The following is a 13,610-nucleotide window of genomic DNA, read 5'->3' on the forward strand; positions in this document are numbered from 1 at the left end:
TCGCGGTCGGGTCGCCGCAGTCTCGACGCATGAGAGCGCCACACGCATGAGCCGCTGGTCGCCGCAAGATGCACAGGACGAGCCCAACGGCCTGATCCTGTTCGACGGTCTCTGCGTTTTTTGCTCGCGCTGGGTGCGATTCGTCATCGACCACGACCGGGGGGGGCGCTTCAGCTTTGCGCCGATCCAGTCGGAGCACGGGCGGACGCTGGCGGCGCGGTTCGGGATCGACCCGGAGGCGCCGCAGACCAATGCGGTGATCTGGAACGGGCGCATCCACTTCAAATCAGACGCAGCGCTGACGGTGCTGGGGCAACTGCCGTCGACGCGGCTTCTCGCCCTGCTGAAGGGTGCGCCCCGCCTGATACGCGACCCGATCTATGACCTGATCGCGCGCAATCGCTACCGCATCTTCGGCCGGACCGAGACGTGCATGGTCCCCTCGCCGGAGATCCGGGCGCGGTTCTTCGTCTAGGCGCGCTTGCGGACGAACACCGTGCCGGCTGAATAGCCCGCGCCGAAGCTGCAGATCAGGCCGATGTCGCCTGGCTGGAAGCCGTCGTGGCGCAGGTGGAAGGCGATGATCGAACCGGCCGACGACGTGTTGGCGTAGTCGTCGAGGATGATGACGTTCTCCTCGGGCGTCGGCTCGCGGCCCAGCACCTTGCGGCCGATGAACTGGTTCATGTTGATGTTGGCCTGGTGCAGCCACAGCCGCTTCAGCTGGTGCGGATCGAGGCCGAGGTCGGCGGCATGGTCGACGATCATGTCCGAGACCATCGGCACCACGTCCTTGAACACCTTTCGTCCCTGCTGGACGAAAAGTTTGTCGGTCTGGCCTGCCGGTTCGCCGCCTGCGGCGGGGCCCGTCGCTTCGGCGGCGCGGTTCAGGAAGCCGAAATTGTTGCGGATGTTGTTCGAGAACACAGTCTTCAGCCGCGTGCCGAGAATCTCCCAGCCGTCCACGGCCTGATCCTCCGCCTCAACGATCACGGCGGTGGCGACGTCGCCGAAGATGAAGTGGCTGTCGCGGTCCTTGAAGTTGAGGTGGGCCGAACAGACCTCGGGGTTCACCATCAGCACCGCCTTGACCGAGCCGGAGGCGATGAAGTCGGCGGCGGTCTTGATGCCGAAGGTGGCCGAGGAGCAGGCCACGTTCATGTCGAAGGCGAAGCCCTCGATGCCCAGCGCCTGCTGCACCTCGATGGCCATGGCCGGGTAGGGGCGCTGCATGTTGGAGGCGGCGCAGATCACCGCCCCGATCTCGCTGGCCGGCTTGCCCCAGGCGGCGATGGCGTCCTGCGCCGCCTTCACGGCCATCTCGGCCAGCACCGACAGCTCTTCGTTGGAACGCTCGGGGATGTTCGGGGCCATGCGGTCCGGGTCGAGCACCCCGGCCTTGTCGAGCACGAAGCGCGACTTGATGCCGGACGCCTTCTCGATGAACTCGACCGAAGACGGCGTCAGGGCCGCGGTGTCGCCCGCGGCGATGCCGGCGGCGTGCTGCTCGTTGAAGCGCGCGGCCCAGGTGTTGTAGGCGGCGACCAGCTCCTCGTTGGAGATGGACTGTTCCGGCGTGAACAAGCCGGTGGCGGCGATGACGGCTTTGGTCATGAGGCAGGCCCCTGGCGCTCGCGGCGCGGCCCGCTCGCTGCGTGAGGGGCCGGCTCAGTTCTGTTTCTGGACGGACTAGATAGGCGCGTCTTGGGGCGAGGTCGAGGCGCTCTCGTGCCGGGCCAGCAAGCGGTGGGCCGCGTCGAGGTGCAGCCGCTCCACCATCCGGTAGCCGACCCGGATGGCGCCCCTGCCCTGGGCGTCCGCGGCGGCGAAGGCGGCGACGACTTCCCGGGCCCGGGCGACCTCTTCGGCGGAAGGCGAGAAGGCGGCGTTGGCGGCGGCGATCTGGGCCGGATGGATCAGGCTCTTGCCGTCGAAACCGAAGGCCCGGCCCTGTCGGCATTCGGCCTCCAGCCGGTCGGCGTCGTCGGTGGCGTTGACGACCCCGTCGATGGCCAGCAGGCCGTGGCCGCGCGCGGCGGCGACGACGGCGGCCAGCCACGGCTTGAGCGGCTCGCGGTCCGGGCCGAGCACCAGGTTCATCCGTTCGCCGAAATCATTGATCCCGAGCATCAGGGCCGCGAGCGGGGCTCCGGCGCCGGCGATCTGGTCCAGGCGCAGCACCGACAGCGGCGTCTCGATCATGACCCACAGGGCGACGCCGTCCGGCAGGCGCGCCGCGACCTCGCGCACGCCCTCGGCGCTCTCGATCTTGGGCGCGACCACGAAATCGGGGTTCAGGCCGGCGAGGGCTTCCAGATCGCCGGCGCCCCACGGGGTGTCGAGGCCGTTGACGCGGACGCCGACGCGGCAACCGAAGCCCCCGGCGGTCAGCGCCGCGACCGCGGCCTGGCGCGCCTCGGCCTTGGCGTCCGGAGCGACGGCGTCCTCGAGGTCGAGGATCACGGCGTCGCAGGTCAGGCCGCGCGCCTTTTCGATCGCGCGGGGATTGCTGGCGGGCAGATAGAGGACCGAGCGGGTCAGCTGCATCAGACGCGGCCCGTGACGGGGATCAGGGCCCCCGTGATCGCCCGGCTTTCGGGCGAGGCAAGGAAGAGCATGACGCGGGCGAGGTCCGACGGCTGGACCCATTTGGCCGGGTCGGCGTCGGGCATGTCGGCGCGGTTCTGCTCGGTGTCGAGGATCGAGGGCAGGATGGCGTTGACGGTGACCGAGGTGGCCTTCAGCTCTTCCGCCAGGCTCTCGGTCAGGCGGTGCACGGCCGATTTGGAGGCGGCATAGGCGCCCATGCCCGCGGCGCACTTCAGCGCCGCATTGGCCCCCACGTTGACGATGCGGCCTTCGTCCGACCGCTTGAGGTGGGGCAGGGCGGCGCGGCTGGCGTTCAGGGCGGTGGTCAGGTTGAGGGTGAACATCCGGGCCCAGGCGGGATCTGCGTCGTCCGTGGTCTGCCAGATGAAGCCGCCGGCGATGTTGAACAGGGCGTCCAGTCGGCCGAAGCGTTCGATGACGGCCGCCATGGCCCGTTCCGCCGCCGCCGGATCGGTCAGATCGGTCCCGCCGAGTTCCAGCACGCCTTCGGGGACCGTCCCCGGGGCGAGGTCGATGACCGCGGCTTTCAACCCGTCGGCCAGCGCCGCCTCAAGCACGGCCCGGCCCAGAACGCCGTGGCCCCCGGTGATGGCGATGACGCGGTCGGACATGGGTTCTCCAAGGGACGAATGGTCGAAATGGCCTAAAACATAGTCCGTAGAGTCGGCAGAGTCTGGATCGCCCTAGCCGAAGACCCTGGCCATCAGCCGTTCCAGGGCATGGGCGTCGACAGCGTCAAACGCTGACGTGACGGTCGCATCGACGTCGAGCACGGCGATCAGGGCGCCGGACCGGTCGAGCACCGGCACGACGATCTCGCTGGCCGACCGACTGTCGCAGGCGATGTGGCCGGGGAAGGCGTTGACGTCCTCGACGATCTGGGTGGCGCGGTCCTTCGCCGCCGTGCCGCACACCCCCCGGCCAAAGGCGACGCGCAGGCAGCCGAGGGTGCCCTGGTACGGCCCGACCACCAGTTCGTCGGGCTTGTCGGGATCGACCACGTAGAAGCCCGTCCAGAAGAACAGCGGGAAGGCGTCGGCCAGCATCGACGAGACGGTCGCCATCCGCGCCGTCAGGTTCGGCTCGCCTTCGAGCACAGCGAGAATCTCCTCTTCGAGTTCGGCGTAGCGGGCGGCCTTGTCGTCGGGACGATCATCGCGGGCGAGGTAGGACATCAGGCGAAACTCCGGGCAATGCAGGCCATATAGGCGCCGCCGCCCCGGGAGGCGAGGGGGTGATTTTTCGCCTGTGAGGGGAATCACAAGCCGCTGATTCTGGTGGAAAACTTCCACCTCGTCATAAAATGGCCGTGGTGCGGCAACGCTTTGTCGCAAACCAGCGTTAACCTTGACAGACAGTTAACTGGACCGGACTGTCCCGGTCACGCAAAGCTTAACGGGCGAGCCGGGGAACGCCCGCTCCAGTGGTGCGAGGGGTCATGGGCGAGGGCGAGGCGAACAAGACCGGGCGCGGGCGGTTCGAGCGGTCGCGGGGCCCCGTCGCCATCGCGGCGGTGGCGGCCGTGCTGGCCCTGACCGCCTTCGGCATGGCCTCGTGCGGCGACCGGAGCAGCGGCGTGCGCTTCTGGCAGCGCGCCGACGCGGCCTCGAACGCCTGCCCGCGTCCGGCCTCCCTGACCGGTTCGGAATTCAACGCGCAGGAGACAGGGTTGCGGGCGTTGCGCCGGGCAGCCTTCCGCGGCGACTTCTTCGCCCAGCTGGAGCTGGGATCGCGCTACGCCGCCGTGCGGGCCACCGACAAGAACATCGAGGACCCGATCGAGAGCGCCACCTGGTACGCCATGGCGCTGGCCAACGACGAGGGCTACGCGCCGATCAACCGCGTCGACCGGGGCAGCTTCGGCGGCTGGCGGCCGCTGTCGAAATACGACGACTGCCGCGCCTTCGAACGGCACATGGCCTATCAGCGGCTGGACCGCCAGCTCGGCCAGATGACGCGGCAGGAGCAGGAGGCGGTGCGCGACCGGGTCATCTACGTCCTGTCGACCCAGGACGCCGAGGGCTTCCGCACCCTGGCCCGTCTCCACGACGGCCTGTACGGCCCGTTCGGCGAACCCGAGGACAACCGCGAGGCCGTCGAGGCCTGGGGCCGCGACAGTGGCGGCCTCGACGGCCGCGACCGGCGTCGGCGCGGCTATCAGGCGGCGACCAGTCTGTTCCCGCGCAACGACGTCGACGCCTATCTGTACAATTATCTGGCGGTGCAGACCGGCGACGTCGGCGCCTATGTGATGATGAAGGACTTCGAGAAGTCCGCCCCCCGGCGCGACCAGTACAGCCGCTTCGTCGAGGCCAAGGCGCGGCAGTGGACGCCGCCGTTCGAATTCTATCCCAACGAGGCCCCGGGCTCCGGCGTGCCCTTCTCGGACGAGAGCCGGCCGCGCGGCGACGCCTATGAATACGCCCTGACCCGGATGGGGGGCGAGCTGCCGTTCCTCCACGTCGGACGGGCCCTGCGCTACCTCGGCATCACCGAGACCGTGGCCCAGCGGCCCGAGGACCTGTCCAAGCGCCAGATCGAGACGCTGGAGGCCATGCTGGGCCATCCGATGGAGAGCCGTCTGTCGTATCTGGAGCGGGTCCGGGCCATCCAGATGGCCTCGATCAACGGGTCGTCCGAGGCGCAGCTGGTGCTGGCGGTGATGTACGCCGAGGGCATCGGCCTGCCGGCCGACTACGCCCGGGCCTTCAAGTGGTTCGAGGAGGCTGCGCGACAGGGCAGTCCCGAGGCGAAGTTCGCCATGTCGAGCTATTTCGCGCTCGGCGTCTCGGGCGTGGCCGACCAGGACAAGGCCCAGGCCGTGGCCCTGCGCATCGACTCGGCCCTGTCCGGCTTCGGCCCTTCGGCCGCCCGCCTGCAGGCCGTGCTGGCCCAGGTCTCCCGTTCTCAGCAGCGCCGTTAAGGAGGGCGTGGACCCATGTCGACCCGTTTCCTCTTCGGTCGCATCCGCGGCACGGTCGCCGGGATCGCCGTCATCGCCGCCGCCGTCGTCGGCCTGGCGCTGTCGCAGGGCCCCGCCGCCCACGCCCAGGTCGCCGCCAAGGTCGAGAGCCAGACGCGACCCAATTTCGGCCTGCTGCTGGACCCGCCGACGCGCAGCTATCGCAGCCGGGGCTCGCACCACCGGCGCTACGACTATCGCCGTCACCGTCCCGACTGGCGGCCGGACTATCCGGGCGGCTACCGGCCCGGCGGCGAGGAGATCGTTCTGGTCGACTGCGGCGGCAATCCGGGCTCGGGCGCGGTCGAGGACGCCGTGCGCCGCGTCCGTCCCGGCGGCACCCTGGTGATCCGGGCCCGCGCCGGAGCCTGCGTCGGCTGGCTGAACATCGACAAGCCCCTGACCATCATCGGCGAAGGCGGCTTCGATCCGCGCAACTGGGCGCGCAGCCCCAATCCCACCCTGCAGGCCCCCGACGGCCTGCCCTGCATCACCGTGGCGCAGGGCGTCCGCGTCGAGATCCGCGACATGGTCTTCGCCTCGCCGCGCGCCGGGGACGCCGCCTGCATCGTCGGCTACGGGGCCGAGATCGTCATGAACCGGGTCGGCTTCCGCCACGCCGGCGACGAGGCGGCCATCTTCGTCGACGGCGGTCTGCTGGATATGCGCGATACGATCGTCGAGGCCCAGACCATCGCTCCGGCCATCGTCGCCGACGGCGCGGTGCTGAACGCCTGGGAGGTCGTGGTGACCGGGGCCCAGTCGGGCGTCGAGGTGATCCCGGGGGCCGGGCAGACCTCGCGCATCGCCTCGACCACCCTGAAAGGCACCAACGCGCCGAACGCCTTCGGGCCGCGTTCGATCGGCATCATCGTCCGTTCGGGCCGGGACTACGGCCGCGTCGAGATCGAGAACACCGCCATCGTGGGCTACGTCGAAGGCGTGGCGATCGAGGGGGCCTCGGTCGATATCAAGAACAGCCGCGTCGGCCGCTCCGACAAGGGCGTGGTGCTCTACAACGGCGAACTGCGGCTGGAGGACAGCCGCATCCGCGCCACCACGGTCGGCGTCGCCGCCGCCTCGGGCAGCGCTGTGATCGTCAACAACGTCTTCTCGGGCGTGCGCGAGGTGATCTATGCCGAGGACCGCGCCAATGTGCAGGCGCGCGGCAACCGGGTCTATTCGCGCCAGGTCTGCCGGCCGCAGTTCCGCGACCGCTACCGTGGCCGCTACGAGCCCTACTGGCGTCCGGGCGACGGATGGGAGTGCGCTCACAGCTCGTATCCGCGCGACTGGTGGGACGACGAGGACGGCCTGCTCGGCCTCGAATACCACGACGACGGCTACATCCTGGACGGCTACGACCGCTATCAGGACGGCCAGGGCTGGTACGACGAGGACGGCCGCTACATCCCGAACGATCGCTACCGCGGCGAGGACCGCTGGAGCCGGGGCGGGGGCTGGGGCCGGTAGGCGCGGAGGGACTCGAACCCCCAACCAGACCGTTATGAGCGGTCGGCTCTAACCATTGAGCTACGCGCCCTCCGTGGCCGTCTCCGTGGCCTAGCAGGCGGCGCGGCGGCTTGCCAAGCGCCATGGTTCCAACGCCGACCTGTCGCCGATTTCACGCCGATGAACGATTTCTGCCAATGGAGCCCGCCCGCCTGTTCAGGCGTTAAAGGCCAAGGTTCAGCCACGGACGCCCGACACGATCGGCGCCGGATGGATCGTCCTTCGCCTACGGAGACTACTCACATGAACCGCCCCGCCCCCGTCGCCCGCACCGCCGCCCTGCCGGCCGTCTCGAACCGCATCCTGCTGATGGGGGGAGCCGTGATGGCCACCGTCGCCCTGCTCGCCGCGGCCCCCGCCGCGTTCGCCCAGTCGCAACCCGTCGGAGGCGCTCCCTTGACCATCCAGGCCGTGACCGAACGCCCGTCCCTCAACCTGTCGGCCTATGGCGAGGTCAAGACCGCGCCGGACATGGCCACCATCAGCTTCGGCGTGGTCACCGAGGCCACGACCGCCGCCGAGGCCATGAGCCAGAACGCGGCGCGGATGAACCAGGTCATGGCCGCCCTGCGTCGCGCCGGCATCGAGGCGCGCGACGTCCAGACCTCGGGCCTGAACCTGTCGGCCCAGTACGACTACATCCAGAACGAGCCGCCCCGGCTGCGCGGCTATCAGGCCAACAACCGGGTGACGGTGATCATCAACGACCTGGACGCCGTCGGCACGACCGCCGACGCCGTGGTCGCGGCCGGGGTCAACCAGATCGACGGCATCAGCTTCGGCCTCAAGGACCCGACCTCGGCCGAGAACCAGGCTCGCCAGCTGGCGGTGCGTAACCTCCAGGCCAAGGCGGCCCTGTATTCCCAGGCGCTGGGCGTGCCGCTCGGCGGCATCCGCTCGCTGACGGAAGGCGGCGGTTATTCGCCCCAGCCGCCGCGCCCGATGTACGCCCGCGCCGAAATGGCCATGGACGCCGGGAGCACGCCGGTGGCGGCCGGCGAGCTGACCGTGCGGATCGACATCACCGGGGTGTACGACCTGGAACGCTAGGACGTGAACAGGCGGGGGCCGGAAGGCTCCCGCCCCTACTCGATCTCGAAGACCACGGTGATGCGCGCGCTGACGCCCACCGCGTCCGGCGCGGCTTCGAGGGACACGCCGGGCCGGATGCGGGAACCGGTGACCACGATCTCGTCGATTTGCGTCGCCTCGTCGTCGCTGTTGTAACGCGCGGCGCTCGGGTCCTGAATTCTGACGATCCGCCCCAGTCGTTGTCCCGAGGCTTCGGCAAGCAGGGTCGCCTGCCGGCGGGCGTCCTCGAAAGCCGCGCGGTTTGCGCTTTCCCGAAGGGCCTGCCGGTTCGAAAGGACGTACTCGTCCAGACGGGCGCTGTTCGCGCCGAGGTCCGACGCGAGAGACAGGGCGTCGCCCGCCCGCTCGGCCGGCGCTCCCCTCAAGCTGATCGCCGTGGATGCGACATAGCCCAGGACCGCGCAGTGCTCTTCCCGGCGGGCGTTCTCCTCACACTGCGGGTCGCGGCGCGGCTCGATCGACGTGGCGCCGGTGGTCGCCTCGGCCTGGGTCAGCCCTTCGAGGCGGGGCCAGCCATCGAGAAGGCGGGCCTGAACCCCGGCCAGGGCTCGCAGCGCCTCGGCCTGGGTCGCACCACGTCCCTGCGCGGCGGCGTCCACCACGAATACGTCCGGCTGGGCCTCGCCCATTCCTTCGCCGGTGACGATGATCGTCGAGGGTTCGGCTATCCGATCCTGGGCGAAAGCCGGCGCAGACGCTGCCGCGAGGACGAGCGCAGTGATGCAGGTCAGCGTCTTCATGGATATCTCCCCCAGCCTGAGGCCAAGGGGAGGGCGCCCGGAGGCGAGCGTCAAGCGGCGCGCTTGATCTCGTTGTTGTCGTCCAGAAGCACCACGGTGGGCGACCACTGGCGGGCCTCTTCTTCCGGAAGCTGGCCGTAAGTCACGACGATGACCTTGTCGTTCTTCTGCACCAGGCGGGCGGCGGCGCCGTTGACGCCGATGACGCGCGAGCCGCGCGGGGCCTCGATGGCGTAGGTGGTGAAACGCTGGCCGTTGGTGATGTTCAGCACATCGACCTGCTCGTGCGGGAAGATGCCCGCGGCGTCCAGCAGGTCGGCGTCGATGGCGATCGAGCCTTCGTAGTCGAGGTCGGCCTGGGTCACCGTGGCGCGGTGCAGCTTGGCCTTCATCAGGGTGACCAGCATGGGGAGTGCGGTCCGGGATGACGCGGGGCGATCGGCCCCCGCTCGCAGGATGCTGATATAGGGGCTGGCGGGCGCGTCATCAATCATTTCTGTTGCGTCGCACAATTCCCGCTGCGGCGCGCATTCGCCTGTTACGTGACGTTCATTTGACGGCAAACCGTGTCGCCCTATGGTCCGGAGTGGCCAAAGCCCGGCCCGCGTCCCGGACCCTGACCTCTCCCATGAAGCAGTTCTTCCTGACGATGCTCGGCGTGTTCGCCGGCCTGGTGCTGTTCTTCGTCATCGTGCCGGTCGTGCTGATCACCATCGCGATCGGCTCGGCGACCTCGAAGGAGCCGACGCCGTCCAACACCGTGCTGGAGCTGGACCTGCGCGAGGGCGTGACCGACCAGGCCCCGATCAATCCGTTCGCGGTGTTCGGCGGCGCCGGCCTGTCGACGATGCAGGTGGTCGACACCCTGGCCCAGGCCGAGGACGACAGCCGGATCAAGGCGCTGCTGATCCGCCTGCCGGAGGCGGGGATCACCCCCGCCGCCGCCGACGAAATCCGTCAGGCCGTGCGTCGCTTCCGCCGTTCGGGCAAGGTGGTCATCGCCCATGCGCAGGGCTTCCAGCCGGTCGGGACCGCCGTTTCCAGCTATATGATCGGGGCTTCGGCCTCCGAGCTGTGGATGCAGAACACCTCCAGCTTCCAGTTGGCGGGCTTCTCGGCCGACTCCATCTTCCTCGGCCGGGCGCTCGAGAAATACGGCGTCAACGCCCAGTTCGAGCAGCGCTACGAGTACAAGAACGCCGTCAACGAATACACCGAGAGCGACTTCACCCCGGCCCACCGCGAGGCGATGACGGCGTGGATGACGTCGATCTACACCTCGGCCCTCGCCAACGCCGCGCAGGACCGCAAGGTGACGCCGCAGGCCCTGCGCGCCACCATCGAGGCCGGGCCGCATTCGGCCGCCCAGGCGCTGCAGCGCCGCCTGATCGACAAGATCGGCCAGGTCGAGGAGGCCGAGGCCGAGGCCATGCGCCGCGCCGGCGAGGGCTCGGAGATCATGGAATTCGGCGACTACGCCTCCTCGAAGGGCGAGCGCGCCGGCTCGGGCCGCAACGCCATCGCCATCGTCGGCGGCGAGGGCGCAATCCTGACCGGCACGGGCGGAACCGCCGATCCGTTCGGCGGCGGTTCGTCGATCATGTCCGACGATCTGGCCGAGGCCCTCTACGACGCCATCGAGGACGACTCGGTGAAGGCCATCGTGTTCCGCGTCTCCTCGCCCGGGGGCTCGCCCGACGCGTCGGAGCAGATTCTCGCCGCGGTGCGCGCCGCCAAGGCGGCCGGCAAGCCGGTGGTGGTGTCGATGGGCGACTACGCCGCGTCAGGCGGCTACTGGATCAGCTCGGAAGCCAACTGGATCGTGGCCCAGCCCTCGACCCTGACCGGCTCGATCGGGGTGTTCGGCGGCAAGCTGGTGCTGGCCGACGCGCTGGCCCGCTTCGGCGTCGACATGCGCAACCTGAGCATCGGCGGCGAATACGCCGACTCCTTCTCTCCGTCCGAGCCGTTCGGGGCGGCCGACCGCGCCGCCTTCGCGGCCCAGATCGACCGCACCTATGAGGAGTTCATCGCCCGCGTCGCCCGCGGCCGGAACCTGCCCCCCGCCCGGGTGCGCGAGATCGCCCGCGGCCGCGTCTGGACCGGCGCCCAGGCCCGGTCGCTCGGTCTCGTCGACCAGCTGGGCGGGCTGGAGGAGGCCATCGCCAAGGCCCGCCAGCTGGCCCGCATCCCGGCCGACGAGTCGGTGCGCTTCAAACGCTATCCGGAATCACAGTCGCCGTTCGCGGCCCTGTCGGAAATGTTCGGGGTTTCGGGCGAGGCGGCGCGGGTGCTGGTCGGCATCGGCGGGGTCCTCAACGATCCCCAGGCCGAGGCCGCCGTCCGTCAGTTGCGGGCCGAACAGGCGCGGGCTTCCGGGGCCACGGTCCTCGCCGACCAGCCGTACTGACAGCGACAATCGGACACTGGCCTGTGATGGGGCCGGTCATTGACCGTTCATGCCGATGGACCGACATTCGAAGTTGGGCGTTGTTCGCAACGTCACAGAGGTGATTTCATGACCCAGTCCGACCGCCTGATCTTCGGCCCCGGCCCTTCCGGCCGCCGTCCCGCCAACGGGCTGGTCGCGTCGGTGATGTGGCTCGGCGGTCTGGTCGCCACCCTCGCCGCCATGGCCGTGGGCGCGGTTCTGGCCGTGTTCGCCGCCGCCGCCGTAGCCGTGATCGCCGTCTTCGCCGCGGTGCTGGTGTTCTTCGCGGGGCTCGCCGTGCGCGCCCGCCGCCGGGTCACGTTCCGCGCCCGCCGCGCCGACGACGTGATCGAGGCCCGCAAGGTCGACGGCGCCTGGGTCGCCTACGGCTGGGAGCGGCCGGGCCGCTAGATGCTGGTCGTCCGGGACGCGCCGTCGCCCAATTTCGACAGTCGCCGGGCCCCGCCCGACATGCTGGTGCTGCACTACACCGGCATGCGCACGGCCGATGAGGCGGTCGCCCGTCTGCGCGACCCCGACGCCAGGGTCTCGGCCCACTACGTCGTCGACGAGGACGGCGCGATCCTGCGGCTGGTGGCCGAGGAGCGCCGCGCCTGGCACGCCGGCCGCGGCGCCTGGCAGGGCGAGACCGACTGCAACGCCGCCTCGATCGGCATCGAGATCGTCAATCCGGGGCACGAGTTCGGCTACCGGGACTTCCCCGGCGCCCAGATCGACGCGGTGATCAGCCTGATCTCGGACATCCGCACCCGCTGGACCATTCCGGACGGCCGCATCATCGGTCATTCGGACCTCGCTCCCGAGCGCAAGCAGGATCCCGGCGAGCGCTTCCCGTGGAAGCGGCTGGCCTCCGTCGGCCACGGCCTGTGGTTCGAACCGGCGCCCGAACGCACCGCCGCCCTCGGCGCCCCGCTGGGCGTCGGCGACGAGGGATTGGGGGTCATCGTGCTGCGGGCCGGCCTGCACCGGCTCGGCTACGGACTTCAGCCCGGCGGCGACTACGACGAGGCGACGAAGCTGACGGTCGAGGCCTTCCAGCGCCACTGGCGACCCTCGAAGGTCGACGGCGTCGCCGACGGCGAGACGCGGGCCACGCTGATGGGGGTCCTGCAACTGGCCACGGCGGAGAGCGTCACGGGGGTGCTGTCGTGACCCGACAACTGACAGGGGCCGAATGGGCGGCGGAGCGCGAGGCCGGGCGGGAGGCGCGGCAAAAGCGTTGGCTGGAGGTCGAGCGCCCCGCGTTGAAGGCCCGGGTGCTAGCCGAGGTCGAACGACGCGGCCTCGCCTCCTTCATGAACCGCACCCGCTGGGAGAAGCTCAGCGAGGCTGTGTACGCGGAACTGCCGTTCCCGCCCGCCTTCGACCTACAGACCGTGCTGGGCAAGCGCGAAGCTCCCATGGACACGCGCTCCGCGCCTTTCCCCGGTGACTGGCGTGAGCTGGAGCCCTTCTTCGAGATCGAGTGGCTCAGGGTCGTGCCGCGCCATTCCCGGCATGTGGCCATGCTGCTCGCGGACGAGGTGGTCGATTGCACCGACGCCTTCCGCGACCTGCTGGTCCGGCTGGGCGTCCCCTTTCGCGAGGACGAGGCGCGCACCTTCTGGATCTACGGCTACGCCCCGGCCGATCCCGCAACATTGACCTCGCCGCCCGAAAAGCCCACCTAGCCCCCGTCAGACGGCCGGGCGGTCGCGGCGGGGCTTGCCCCGTCGAGGAAAGTCCGGGCTCCACGGTGAAAAGGCGGCGGATAATTTCCGCCCGGGGCGACCCGAGGGATAGCGCCACAGAAAGCAAACCTCCGGCCTTGCGAGGCCGGTAAGGGTGAAAGGGTGGGGTAAGAGCCCACCGCGTCTCTGGCAACAGCGACGGCATGGCAAGCCCCGCCTGGAGCAAGACCGAATAGGGATGTCGCGCGGCCTCGGCCGCAGGGTTCACCGCCCGAGGCGTCCGGGTAGGTCGCGAGAACCGGTCAGCGATGGCCGGTCCAGAGGAATGATCGTCGCCGCACTCCGGTGCGGAACAGAACCCGGCTTACAGGCCGTCTGACCCTTTTCCGTTTTACGGGTCCCCCAGCGTTGGCGACCGCGCCCGCTCGCGGTTCGAGGCGAAGGTCGCCGCGCCATTAACCAATTGGTCCTCAATACGGCGCTGAATGCCTCCACAGCCTGTTTATACTTCCGATGTTCTATGTATGTTCTGGAATTCGCGGCCTTCAGGAAGTTAACCTTCGTCAACTAAT

The 13,610-nt window shown here is 69.6% G+C and carries 14 protein-coding genes, 1 tRNA gene and 1 other RNA gene; 9 read left to right on the top strand and 7 right to left on the bottom strand.

What is annotated here, in order from left to right; translation table 11 throughout:
• Positions 1-46 precede the first annotated feature (46 nt).
• Positions 47-475 (top strand): thiol-disulfide oxidoreductase DCC family protein, encoded by a 429-nt coding sequence (locus ACSQ1L_RS11640; RefSeq protein ID WP_435994909.1) that lies wholly within the window; start codon positions 47-49, stop codon positions 473-475.
• On the opposite strand, the gene ACSQ1L_RS11645 is transcribed toward ACSQ1L_RS11640, so the two are convergent.
• From ACSQ1L_RS11645 to ACSQ1L_RS11660, 4 genes are all read right to left on the bottom strand, one after another.
• Positions 472-1,614, bottom strand: a complete 1,143-nt coding sequence (locus ACSQ1L_RS11645; RefSeq protein WP_435994910.1) for a beta-ketoacyl-ACP synthase III — start codon at positions 1,612-1,614, stop codon at positions 472-474. The genes ACSQ1L_RS11640 and ACSQ1L_RS11645 overlap by 4 nt on opposite strands.
• 75 nt (positions 1,615-1,689) lie before the next feature.
• Entirely contained in the window at positions 1,690-2,547 is an 858-nt protein-coding gene (locus ACSQ1L_RS11650; RefSeq protein ID WP_435994911.1) for an HpcH/HpaI aldolase/citrate lyase family protein, read from the bottom strand.
• Positions 2,547-3,221: an SDR family NAD(P)-dependent oxidoreductase gene (locus ACSQ1L_RS11655; protein ID WP_435994912.1), complete on the bottom strand. Its 675-nt coding sequence runs from the start codon at positions 3,219-3,221 to the stop codon at positions 2,547-2,549. Before ACSQ1L_RS11655 ends, ACSQ1L_RS11650 begins: the two co-directional genes overlap by 1 nt.
• 72 nt (positions 3,222-3,293) lie before the next feature.
• Complete coding sequence (locus tag ACSQ1L_RS11660; RefSeq protein WP_435994913.1) at positions 3,294-3,785, bottom strand: GAF domain-containing protein; 492 nt, start codon at positions 3,783-3,785, stop codon at positions 3,294-3,296.
• A gap of 248 nt (positions 3,786-4,033) precedes the next feature.
• On the opposite strand from ACSQ1L_RS11660, the gene ACSQ1L_RS11665 reads away from it, so the two are divergent.
• Positions 4,034-5,533, top strand: coding sequence for a tetratricopeptide repeat protein (locus ACSQ1L_RS11665; protein ID WP_435994914.1), 1,500 nt, complete (start codon positions 4,034-4,036; stop codon positions 5,531-5,533).
• A 15-nt stretch (positions 5,534-5,548) separates the two neighbouring features.
• On the top strand, positions 5,549-7,045 hold the full coding sequence (locus ACSQ1L_RS11670) for a right-handed parallel beta-helix repeat-containing protein (protein WP_435994915.1): 1,497 nt from the start codon (positions 5,549-5,551) through the stop codon (positions 7,043-7,045).
• On the opposite strand, the gene ACSQ1L_RS11675 is transcribed toward ACSQ1L_RS11670, so the two are convergent.
• Positions 7,043-7,115 (bottom strand) — tRNA-Ile (locus ACSQ1L_RS11675). The genes ACSQ1L_RS11670 and ACSQ1L_RS11675 overlap by 3 nt on opposite strands.
• Before the next feature lie 212 nt (positions 7,116-7,327).
• Here ACSQ1L_RS11675 and ACSQ1L_RS11680 point away from each other — a divergent pair.
• A complete protein-coding gene (locus ACSQ1L_RS11680) occupies positions 7,328-8,134 on the top strand; it encodes an SIMPL domain-containing protein (RefSeq protein ID WP_435994916.1) in 807 nt (268 codons plus the stop codon).
• Positions 8,135-8,169: 35 nt separating this feature from the next.
• Here ACSQ1L_RS11680 and ACSQ1L_RS11685 read toward each other — a convergent pair whose 3' ends face one another.
• Positions 8,170-8,916, bottom strand: a complete 747-nt coding sequence (locus ACSQ1L_RS11685; RefSeq protein ID WP_435994917.1) for an SIMPL domain-containing protein — start codon at positions 8,914-8,916, stop codon at positions 8,170-8,172.
• Positions 8,917-8,966: 50 nt separating this feature from the next.
• Positions 8,967-9,323: an aspartate 1-decarboxylase gene (gene panD, locus ACSQ1L_RS11690; RefSeq protein ID WP_435994918.1), complete on the bottom strand. Its 357-nt coding sequence runs from the start codon at positions 9,321-9,323 to the stop codon at positions 8,967-8,969.
• Positions 9,324-9,544: 221 nt separating this feature from the next.
• Here panD and sppA point away from each other — a divergent pair, with 221 nt between their 5' ends.
• The 5 genes from sppA to rnpB all read left to right on the top strand — a co-directional run bounded on the left by sppA (position 9,545) and on the right by rnpB (position 13,421).
• Positions 9,545-11,326: a signal peptide peptidase SppA gene (gene sppA / locus ACSQ1L_RS11695; protein ID WP_435994919.1), complete on the top strand. Its 1,782-nt coding sequence runs from the start codon at positions 9,545-9,547 to the stop codon at positions 11,324-11,326.
• 108 nt (positions 11,327-11,434) lie between these two features.
• Positions 11,435-11,758, top strand: a complete 324-nt coding sequence (locus tag ACSQ1L_RS11700; RefSeq protein WP_435994920.1) for a hypothetical protein — start codon at positions 11,435-11,437, stop codon at positions 11,756-11,758.
• Complete coding sequence (locus ACSQ1L_RS11705) at positions 11,759-12,520, top strand: N-acetylmuramoyl-L-alanine amidase (protein ID WP_435994921.1); 762 nt, start codon at positions 11,759-11,761, stop codon at positions 12,518-12,520.
• Positions 12,517-13,038, top strand: a complete 522-nt coding sequence (locus ACSQ1L_RS11710; RefSeq protein ID WP_435994922.1) for a DUF6678 family protein — start codon at positions 12,517-12,519, stop codon at positions 13,036-13,038. The genes ACSQ1L_RS11705 and ACSQ1L_RS11710 overlap by 4 nt, the downstream gene beginning before the upstream one ends.
• 6 nt (positions 13,039-13,044) lie before the next feature.
• Positions 13,045-13,421, top strand: an RNA gene (gene rnpB / locus ACSQ1L_RS11715) — RNase P RNA component class A.
• The last annotated feature ends 189 nt before the right edge of the window (positions 13,422-13,610 follow it).

Origin of the sequence: Brevundimonas sp. LjRoot202 (assembly GCF_964253355.1) — a bacterium.
GTDB lineage: Bacteria > Pseudomonadota > Alphaproteobacteria > Caulobacterales > Caulobacteraceae > Brevundimonas.

Bases quoted from the DNA above. Each gene is read 5' to 3' on its own strand.
- ACSQ1L_RS11640 (WP_435994909.1), top strand. From the start codon at position 47: ATGAGCCGCTGGTCGCCGCAAGATGCACAGGACGAGCCCAACGGCCTG.
- ACSQ1L_RS11645 (WP_435994910.1), bottom strand. From the start codon at position 1,614: ATGACCAAAGCCGTCATCGCCGCCACCGGCTTGTTCACGCCGGAACAG.
- ACSQ1L_RS11650 (WP_435994911.1), bottom strand. From the start codon at position 2,547: ATGCAGCTGACCCGCTCGGTCCTCTATCTGCCCGCCAGCAATCCCCGC.
- ACSQ1L_RS11655 (WP_435994912.1), bottom strand. From the start codon at position 3,221: ATGTCCGACCGCGTCATCGCCATCACCGGGGGCCACGGCGTTCTGGGC.
- ACSQ1L_RS11660 (WP_435994913.1), bottom strand. From the start codon at position 3,785: ATGTCCTACCTCGCCCGCGATGATCGTCCCGACGACAAGGCCGCCCGC.
- ACSQ1L_RS11670 (WP_435994915.1), top strand. From the start codon at position 5,549: ATGTCGACCCGTTTCCTCTTCGGTCGCATCCGCGGCACGGTCGCCGGG.
- ACSQ1L_RS11680 (WP_435994916.1), top strand. From the start codon at position 7,328: ATGAACCGCCCCGCCCCCGTCGCCCGCACCGCCGCCCTGCCGGCCGTC.
- ACSQ1L_RS11685 (WP_435994917.1), bottom strand. From the start codon at position 8,916: ATGAAGACGCTGACCTGCATCACTGCGCTCGTCCTCGCGGCAGCGTCT.
- panD (WP_435994918.1), bottom strand. From the start codon at position 9,323: ATGCTGGTCACCCTGATGAAGGCCAAGCTGCACCGCGCCACGGTGACC.
- sppA (WP_435994919.1), top strand. From the start codon at position 9,545: ATGAAGCAGTTCTTCCTGACGATGCTCGGCGTGTTCGCCGGCCTGGTG.
- ACSQ1L_RS11700 (WP_435994920.1), top strand. From the start codon at position 11,435: ATGACCCAGTCCGACCGCCTGATCTTCGGCCCCGGCCCTTCCGGCCGC.
- ACSQ1L_RS11705 (WP_435994921.1), top strand. From the start codon at position 11,759: ATGCTGGTCGTCCGGGACGCGCCGTCGCCCAATTTCGACAGTCGCCGG.